A 6,929-nucleotide genomic window follows, 5' to 3' on the forward strand; every position below is an offset into this window, starting at 1 on the left:
ATATGGCAGTAGAGAAAGAACGAGTTGATGTTTTAGCTGTCCAACAAGGACTATTTACATCACGAGAACAAGCTAAGCGTGCTATTATGGCAGGCGAAATTTTAGGTGCTAACGAAGAACGGATGGATAAAGCAGGTGAAAAGATTCCTGTCACAACTGAATTACATTTGAAAGGCGCACCGATGCCATACGTATCACGTGGTGGGTTTAAATTGGAAAAGGCCTTACAAGTATTTAATATTGATGTTGAGAATAAGACAATTTTAGACATTGGTTCATCAACGGGTGGTTTTACAGATGTGTCACTTCAAAACGGTGCTAAATTAGTTTATGCACTCGATGTTGGTACTAACCAATTAGTTTGGTCATTACGTTCAGATGATCGAGTGGTTGTCATGGAAAATACTAATTTCCGTTATTCACAGCCAGAAGACTTTCAAGATGGTCAACCACAAGTTGCAACGATTGATGTGTCATTTATTTCGCTTAATTTAATTTTGCCACCATTATCAAAGATTTTAACGCCAGGTGGATCAGTAGCAACATTGATTAAGCCGCAGTTTGAGGCGGGACGTGAAGCTGTGGGAAAGCACGGCATTGTTAAAGATGCGGCAACCCATAGCCAGGTAATCAATAAAGTGGCTGATTATGCACACGATGCAGGTTTTAGTATGGTCGGATTAGATTATTCACCAATCAAGGGTGGTTCAGGAAATATTGAATTCTTGGCTCATTTGGTCTTAGATGGTGGTGATAGTACGATGACTTTGGCTGAACGTGAAGCAGTGGTAGCGTCAGCACATGATCAATTAAATGCTCATCGTGAAGGTAAAGAAGATGAGAAGAACTAAAAAGGAACGCCAATTAGCGATTCGAGAATTAATAACTAAGCAAACCCTGCAACGTCAAGAAGATGTTGTTAATGAATTAAATAAAATAGGGTGGAATGTTACGCAAGCAACCATTTCACGTGATATTGCTGAGATGCAGTTGGTTAAGGTACCGTTGGAAACAGGAGGCTTTGCGTATGCAGTAGTAGCACAAGCTGATGCATTAGCTCACATTAAACGAATTATCCAAGAGCCAACTACTAATATTCGTACACAAGATAATTTTGTGATGATCTCAGTGGCGCCAGGTACTGGTCCAGCGTTAAAGTTAGCTTTGCAAGAGGCAAGCTTTGATGAATTATTTGGGATGCTTGGGGATGATGCGGATGTTTTAATGATTTTAAAAAAGGAATTGAATGCCCGGGACTTTGTAGCACAAAAATTCCAATAAGTTGGTTCTATTTTAGGAGGCGACATGTTACAAGAATTATCAATTCAAAATTTTGCAATTATTTCAAAATTAAATATTAGCTTTGAACCTGGTATGACTGTTCTCACTGGAGAGACGGGTGCTGGTAAATCAATCATTATTGATGCGGTTGGATTATTAACAGGTGGCCGTGGATCGCAAGATTATATCCGTGAGGGGGCTGATAAAGCAGTTTTGCAGGGGTTGATCGATGTTGAACCCAATGACGCTTTGAAAGAAGTATTGGATACGCTGGGAATACCACTTGAAGACAACCAACTATTAATCCATCGTGAATTACATCGTAATGGACGTAATGTTATTCGTGTCAATAATATATTGGTGAATGCAACGGCGTTAAAATCTCTTGGGCGCCATCTGGTCGATATTCATGGGCAAAATGAACATCAAGCGTTGATGCAACCAGAACAACATTTGCGATTGCTAGATGAATTTGCACAAACAAAGTTACAACCAGTATTAGCAGAATATCAAATGGCTTTTAAAAAGTATCAGCAGTTGAATGAAGCTTATCATAAACGTCAAGCAGATGAACAAGCTTGGGCACAGCGTTTAGATATGTTGACTTTTCAGAGTAATGAACTAAATGAAGCTAACTTGGTTGCTGGTGAAGAAGAAGAACTGGAAACAGAATATCAAGAATTATCAAATTTTCAAGATGTTTTAACAGCATTGTCAAAAGCATATGAAGCACTAGAAGGTGAATGGGCCAATAATGGCTTAGAGACCGTGGGGATGGCAGTTAGTGAATTAGAAGATATTGAGGAATTAGCACCACGATATACGAAATTGACTGAAGCCGTGCGTGGAGCTTATTACGAATTACAAGAAGCAGCATCAGAAATTTTAAATGTTCGTGATAATTTGGCGTTTGATGAAGAACGGCTACGATACGTCGATGATCGTTTGAATTTAATTCGATCGTTAGAGAAAAAGTATGGTGCTACAGTTAATGACGTATTAAAACATCAGCAACAAGTTGATAGTGAACTATTACAAATGGGTGGTGGTGAAGAAAATGCGGCTGCTCTAGCTGATCAGTTGCAAGACGCGAAGCAAGTTGCCCATACATTAGCAGAGCAATTACATACTATTCGTACCAATGCAGCCACTGATTTAACTGAACAAATTCATGAGCAGTTAAAAGATTTATATATGGATAAGGCCGTCTTCTCTGTTAAATTTATTGAACAGAAACTAGGCCCTACTGGTGAAGATAATATTGAATTTTATATTCAAACTAATCTGGGCGAGAGTGCAAAGCCCTTGGCTAAGATTGCCTCGGGTGGTGAATTATCACGAATGATGTTAGCGATGAAAACAATATTCTCACGTGAGCAAGGTATCACATCAATTATTTTTGATGAGGTAGATACAGGTGTTTCTGGTCGTGTTGCGCAAGCAATTGCTGAAAAAATCGCAGTCATTGGGCGTTATTCACAGGTTTTGACGATTACTCATTTGCCGCAAGTTGCTGCGATTGCTGATCATCATTTCTTTATTGAAAAACAAGTGGTTGGTAAACGAACGGAAACTTCAGTTCGTCAATTAGATGATTCACAGCGAATTGATGAACTGGCACGTATGCTATCAGGAAATGAATTGACAGCGGCAGCTAAAGAAAATGCCCGTGATTTATTAAAAAGAGCACATATAAGTAAAAATTCAAGTGAATAAAGTTGTTTAGATGATAAAAAGCGAGTAAAATAGTTACTTAAACAACTAGATGAAAAAGTTAGGAGTATGTGTACCATGAAGCGTGGCGTATTAATCGTACTGTCTGGGCCTTCCGGAGTAGGTAAAGGAACAGTACGAAAAGCCTTATTTGAGGAACCAGATATTGATTTTCAATATTCTATTTCAATGACAACTAGACAACCTAGAAGTGGTGAAGTAAACGGTGAAGATTACTTTTTTGTTACTCGTGATGAATTTGAAACAGAGATTGCAAATGGTGATATGCTGGAATATGCTGAGTATGTAGGAAATTACTATGGTACTCCTAAAAAGTTTATCGACCAGACATTAGCTGCCGGACGTGATGTTCTGTTAGAAATTGATGTTCAAGGTGCATTGCAGGTTAAGGAAAAGATGCCTGAAGGAGCATACATCTTTTTGACGCCACCGGATTTAGCGGCATTAAAAGAACGGTTAATTGGCCGTGGTACTGAAGCAATGGATGTCATTGATCGTCGTGTATCAGCAGCAACTGCTGAAATTCGAATGATGGCCAATTATGATTATGCGGTCGTAAACGATGAAGTAGCATTAGCAGTTAACCGGATAAAAGATATTATTAAAGTTGAGCGACTACGTGTTAATCGCGTGTTGCCTGAGTATATTAAGATGATTGAGGAGTTGGAAGCATGATTTTATACCCATCTGTTGACAAGTTGTTAGAAAAAGTTGATTCACGTTACAAATTAATTGCCTTGGGCGCAAAGCGTGCTCATGAATTAGAACAAGGTGAGTTACCTACTTTGGAGAAGTTTGATTCAGTAAAGCCTATTGGTCAAGCTTTTGAAGAAATTGAAGCTGGTAACGTTGTTATCGATCAAACGAAATAAACATTATACAAAAAGAGGATGGTTTTAAACCATCCTCTTTTTGTTTTTATTTATCCATTTGTTTTTGTTTCTTGTTAATCATCATCTGACGAAGAGCACTAATAATCGCTGGTAAAGCAGATACCAATAAGATACCAATTAATACTAGCGAGAAGTGTTCACTAACGAATTCATTACCACCAAAGTAAAAGCCTGCTTCAACTGCAATAACGACCCACAATGTTACGGCAATCATTTCCAAAGCAACGAAATTTCGGTAGCGAAAGCCGGAAACGGCAGCTGTAAATGGTACTAAGGTACGAATGATAGGTAAAAACCGACCTAATATAACAGCCATTTTACCGTGTTTAACGAAAAAATCGTTTGCTTCTTGAAGATGCTTCTCTTTAATAAATCGACCTAATATTGGATGACGAACTAATTTTAATCCAACTGTACGACCTAAGAAGAAGTTAAGTGAATCACCAGAAACAGCAGCAATCCAAAATAACAGCATCAATACCCAATGGTTAAGAGAGTTACCTGATAACGCAGCGATTGAACCAGCGGCGAATAGTAATGAATCTCCTGGTAAAAATGGTAGAACGACGGCACCTGTTTCAATGAAAATAACTGCAAATAAAGCGGCGTATGACCAACCACCCCAGGCATTAACTAAATTGTTTAAATGAACATCTAGGTGGAGAAATATGTCGATGATTTGAATCATTATATGTTTAAACTCCTGTAACTACTTGATTAATTAAATTGACTTAAGTACAAGTTTATCACTTTTTTAAGTCACTGTATGTTATATGTTATAATAACCACAGTGTATTTAATAGAACTTAAGAGGTAGAAAATGATGACATATCCACAACTAAATATTAATGAAGTAACTGGACCAGTTGCTACGTTAGAAACAACAATGGGTGATATTAAGGTGCAATTGTTTCCAGAGCAAGCACCCAAAACAGTTGAAAACTTCGTTGGTCTTATAAAGCAAGGTTATTATGATGGTATTATTTTCCATCGTGTGATTAGTGAGTTTATGATTCAAGGGGGCGATCCAACTGGTACTGGTATGGGTGGAGAGTCAATCTGGGGTAAGCCATTTGCTGATGAGTTTTCAGATGAAGTATTTAATCTACGTGGTGCCCTATCAATGGCTAACGCTGGTCCTAATACAAACGGTTCACAATTCTTTATTGTACAGGCTCATAAAGTGCCTGCACGTATGTTGCATTCATTAGCTGGTATGGTTCCTGATGAAATTGTTTCTGCATATGGTGAAAATGGTGGAACACCTTGGTTGGATAAACATCACACTGTTTTCGGTCAAGTTATTGAAGGAATGGATGTCGTTGATAAGATGGCTATTCAAAAGGTTGATTATGCGGATAAGCCTGAAACAGAAATTAAGATTTTAAAAGCAATGGTTAGTGAATAAGTAATTAACTAAGCTGTTTTAAACCGAGAATTGTTCTCGGATACATATTAACTACTATATAGGAGATGAAATAATGGTGTTTCACATCGGGGATGTTGTTGAGGGGATGGTAACAGGTGTTCAACCATATGGTGCTTTTGTACAGCTAGATGATCATCATCAAGGATTGATTCATATATCTGAATGTCGTTCTGCGTTTATACGCGAAATTGGTAACGAGTTGGTTGTGGGTCAAAAAGTAACGGTAATGATTTTAGATATCGATATCTATAGTGGAAAAATCTCATTATCAAGAAGAACGGTATTAGATGGCTATGATGAGCCTGCAATAGATAAAGATAAGTTGAATCAGGATTATAAATTTACACAGCATCACTATTGGACCAATCAACATTTAGCTATTGGCTTTGACACAATTGCTAAATCTGGACCCAAAATGATTGATGAAGCATTAAAAAGATTGCATCAATAAAGGAATGAGGAGAGAATAATGTCACTAATTGCGGGTACAATTATATTTACACGAGATGACCAATCATACTTTTTAGTTACCGATGAACTACCTACACCTAAGTTTTATACTGTAAAGATGCACAAGCATGATGGTGATACTGCGTTGGGCTCAATAGTCAATGGTATGAAAGATGAGCTAGGTATTGAATTTGAAAACTTGAAATTTGGTGAACTAGCCGCCTGGCATTTACAAGGATTGGAAACAAGTGAAGATCTTGTTTCTTTGTATACATTTGAACCCATTGATTCAAGTTTGTTGAATTTGGAACGCTTAAGCCTATTAGGACTACAGTTTATTAATGCACGTGATATGCAAGGATTGCTAAAGAATGTCGATATGACAGGCGTTATTCAATTAGATTAATGTTTTTTTCAAAAAAAGCTTGCATTTACTTTGTAAATTCGGTATTATTAAAAAGTTGAGTTTTCAGGAAAGATTACATTCTTCATTTAAATTCAATAATAATCAATTCAAAATAAATGTTGACAATCATCATTTAGTGAGATATGATTATTAAGTTGCGTTAAGGACTAACAAGTTTTGAAATTTGGTTGAGGAATAAAATTCCTTGACAAATTAAAATGAACATGTTACAATTTAAAGGCAAATGTTGGGCATGTGCTTAACGAGATAGTTCTTTGAAAACTGAATATCGTTTCGATAGAACAAATGTGTAGGGTCTTCAAGCATTAAGCTTGAAACAAAAACATTTGCGAAGTCAATTCGCTAATAAATTCGTTTAACTTCCGTTAAACAATTAAAGTAACAAAAATTGAGTTATACTCAAACTTTTAAAATGAGAGTTTGATCCTGGCTCAGGATGAACGCTGGCGGCGTGCCTAATACATGCAAGTCGAACGCTTTGTGCTTAATTGAGATGACGAGCTTGCTCTGATTTGATTTTTTGATTTCAAAGAGTGGCGAACGGGTGAGTAACACGTGGGTAACCTACCTCTTAGCAGGGGATAACATTTGGAAACAAGTGCTAATACCGTATAACATCAACAACCGCATGGTTGTTGATTGAAAGATGGTTCTGCTATCACTAAGAGATGGACCCGCGGTGCATTAGCTAGTTGGTAAGGTAATGGCTTACCAA

At 37.3% G+C, this 6,929-nt stretch carries 9 protein-coding genes and 1 rRNA gene; 9 read left to right on the forward strand and 1 reads right to left on the reverse strand.

The window, feature by feature from the left end:
- Positions 1-2: 2 nt before the first annotated feature.
- The 5 genes from GA0061074_RS05485 to rpoZ all read left to right on the forward strand — a co-directional run bounded on the left by GA0061074_RS05485 (position 3) and on the right by rpoZ (position 3,887).
- The gene (locus GA0061074_RS05485; protein WP_092462651.1) at positions 3-851 is read left to right on the forward strand and encodes a TlyA family RNA methyltransferase; all 849 of its coding nucleotides are present in this window, start codon (positions 3-5) and stop codon (positions 849-851) included.
- Positions 838-1,281 carry an arginine repressor gene (locus tag GA0061074_RS05490; RefSeq protein WP_092462653.1) on the forward strand — a complete coding sequence of 148 codons (444 nt, stop codon included), beginning with the start codon at positions 838-840 and terminating at the stop codon, positions 1,279-1,281. The genes GA0061074_RS05485 and GA0061074_RS05490 overlap by 14 nt, the downstream gene beginning before the upstream one ends.
- Positions 1,282-1,305: 24 nt before the next feature.
- Positions 1,306-2,997, forward strand: coding sequence for a DNA repair protein RecN (gene recN / locus GA0061074_RS05495; protein WP_092462655.1), 1,692 nt, complete (start codon positions 1,306-1,308; stop codon positions 2,995-2,997).
- A 75-nt stretch (positions 2,998-3,072) separates the two neighbouring features.
- Positions 3,073-3,690, forward strand: a complete 618-nt coding sequence (gene gmk / locus GA0061074_RS05500; protein ID WP_092462657.1) for a guanylate kinase — start codon at positions 3,073-3,075, stop codon at positions 3,688-3,690.
- Positions 3,687-3,887, forward strand: a complete 201-nt coding sequence (gene rpoZ, locus GA0061074_RS05505; protein ID WP_092462659.1) for a DNA-directed RNA polymerase subunit omega — start codon at positions 3,687-3,689, stop codon at positions 3,885-3,887. Before gmk ends, rpoZ begins: the two co-directional genes overlap by 4 nt.
- A 46-nt stretch (positions 3,888-3,933) precedes the next feature.
- On the opposite strand, the gene GA0061074_RS05510 is transcribed toward rpoZ, so the two are convergent.
- Entirely contained in the window at positions 3,934-4,596 is a 663-nt protein-coding gene (locus GA0061074_RS05510) for a VTT domain-containing protein (protein WP_092462661.1), read from the reverse strand.
- 135 nt (positions 4,597-4,731) lie between these two features.
- On the opposite strand from GA0061074_RS05510, the gene GA0061074_RS05515 reads away from it, so the two are divergent.
- From GA0061074_RS05515 to GA0061074_RS05530, 4 genes are all read left to right on the forward strand, one after another.
- Complete coding sequence (locus GA0061074_RS05515) at positions 4,732-5,316, forward strand: peptidylprolyl isomerase (protein ID WP_092462677.1); 585 nt, start codon at positions 4,732-4,734, stop codon at positions 5,314-5,316.
- Positions 5,317-5,389: 73 nt separating this feature from the next.
- The gene (locus GA0061074_RS05520; protein ID WP_092462663.1) at positions 5,390-5,788 is read left to right on the forward strand and encodes a CvfD/Ygs/GSP13 family RNA-binding post-transcriptional regulator; all 399 of its coding nucleotides are present in this window, start codon (positions 5,390-5,392) and stop codon (positions 5,786-5,788) included.
- Between the two features lie 18 nt (positions 5,789-5,806).
- Positions 5,807-6,193 (forward strand): hypothetical protein, encoded by a 387-nt coding sequence (locus GA0061074_RS05525; RefSeq protein ID WP_092462665.1) that lies wholly within the window; start codon positions 5,807-5,809, stop codon positions 6,191-6,193.
- Positions 6,194-6,622: 429 nt separating this feature from the next.
- Positions 6,623-6,929: ribosomal RNA gene (locus GA0061074_RS05530) — 16S ribosomal RNA — on the forward strand; the annotation flags it as partial.

It is taken from the genome of Weissella bombi (genome assembly GCF_900094835.1).
Taxonomy (GTDB): Bacteria; Bacillota; Bacilli; order Lactobacillales; family Lactobacillaceae; genus Weissella; species Weissella bombi.

Excerpts from the sequence above, each read along its gene's own strand:
- GA0061074_RS05485 (WP_092462651.1), top strand. The coding sequence starts at position 3 with ATGGCAGTAGAGAAAGAACGAGTTGATGTTTTAGCTGTCCAACAAGGA.
- GA0061074_RS05490 (WP_092462653.1), top strand. The coding sequence starts at position 838 with ATGAGAAGAACTAAAAAGGAACGCCAATTAGCGATTCGAGAATTAATA.
- recN (WP_092462655.1), top strand. The coding sequence starts at position 1,306 with ATGTTACAAGAATTATCAATTCAAAATTTTGCAATTATTTCAAAATTA.
- gmk (WP_092462657.1), top strand. The coding sequence starts at position 3,073 with ATGAAGCGTGGCGTATTAATCGTACTGTCTGGGCCTTCCGGAGTAGGT.
- rpoZ (WP_092462659.1), top strand. The coding sequence starts at position 3,687 with ATGATTTTATACCCATCTGTTGACAAGTTGTTAGAAAAAGTTGATTCA.
- GA0061074_RS05510 (WP_092462661.1), bottom strand. The coding sequence starts at position 4,596 with ATGATTCAAATCATCGACATATTTCTCCACCTAGATGTTCATTTAAAC.
- GA0061074_RS05515 (WP_092462677.1), top strand. The coding sequence starts at position 4,732 with ATGACATATCCACAACTAAATATTAATGAAGTAACTGGACCAGTTGCT.
- GA0061074_RS05520 (WP_092462663.1), top strand. The coding sequence starts at position 5,390 with ATGGTGTTTCACATCGGGGATGTTGTTGAGGGGATGGTAACAGGTGTT.
- GA0061074_RS05525 (WP_092462665.1), top strand. The coding sequence starts at position 5,807 with ATGTCACTAATTGCGGGTACAATTATATTTACACGAGATGACCAATCA.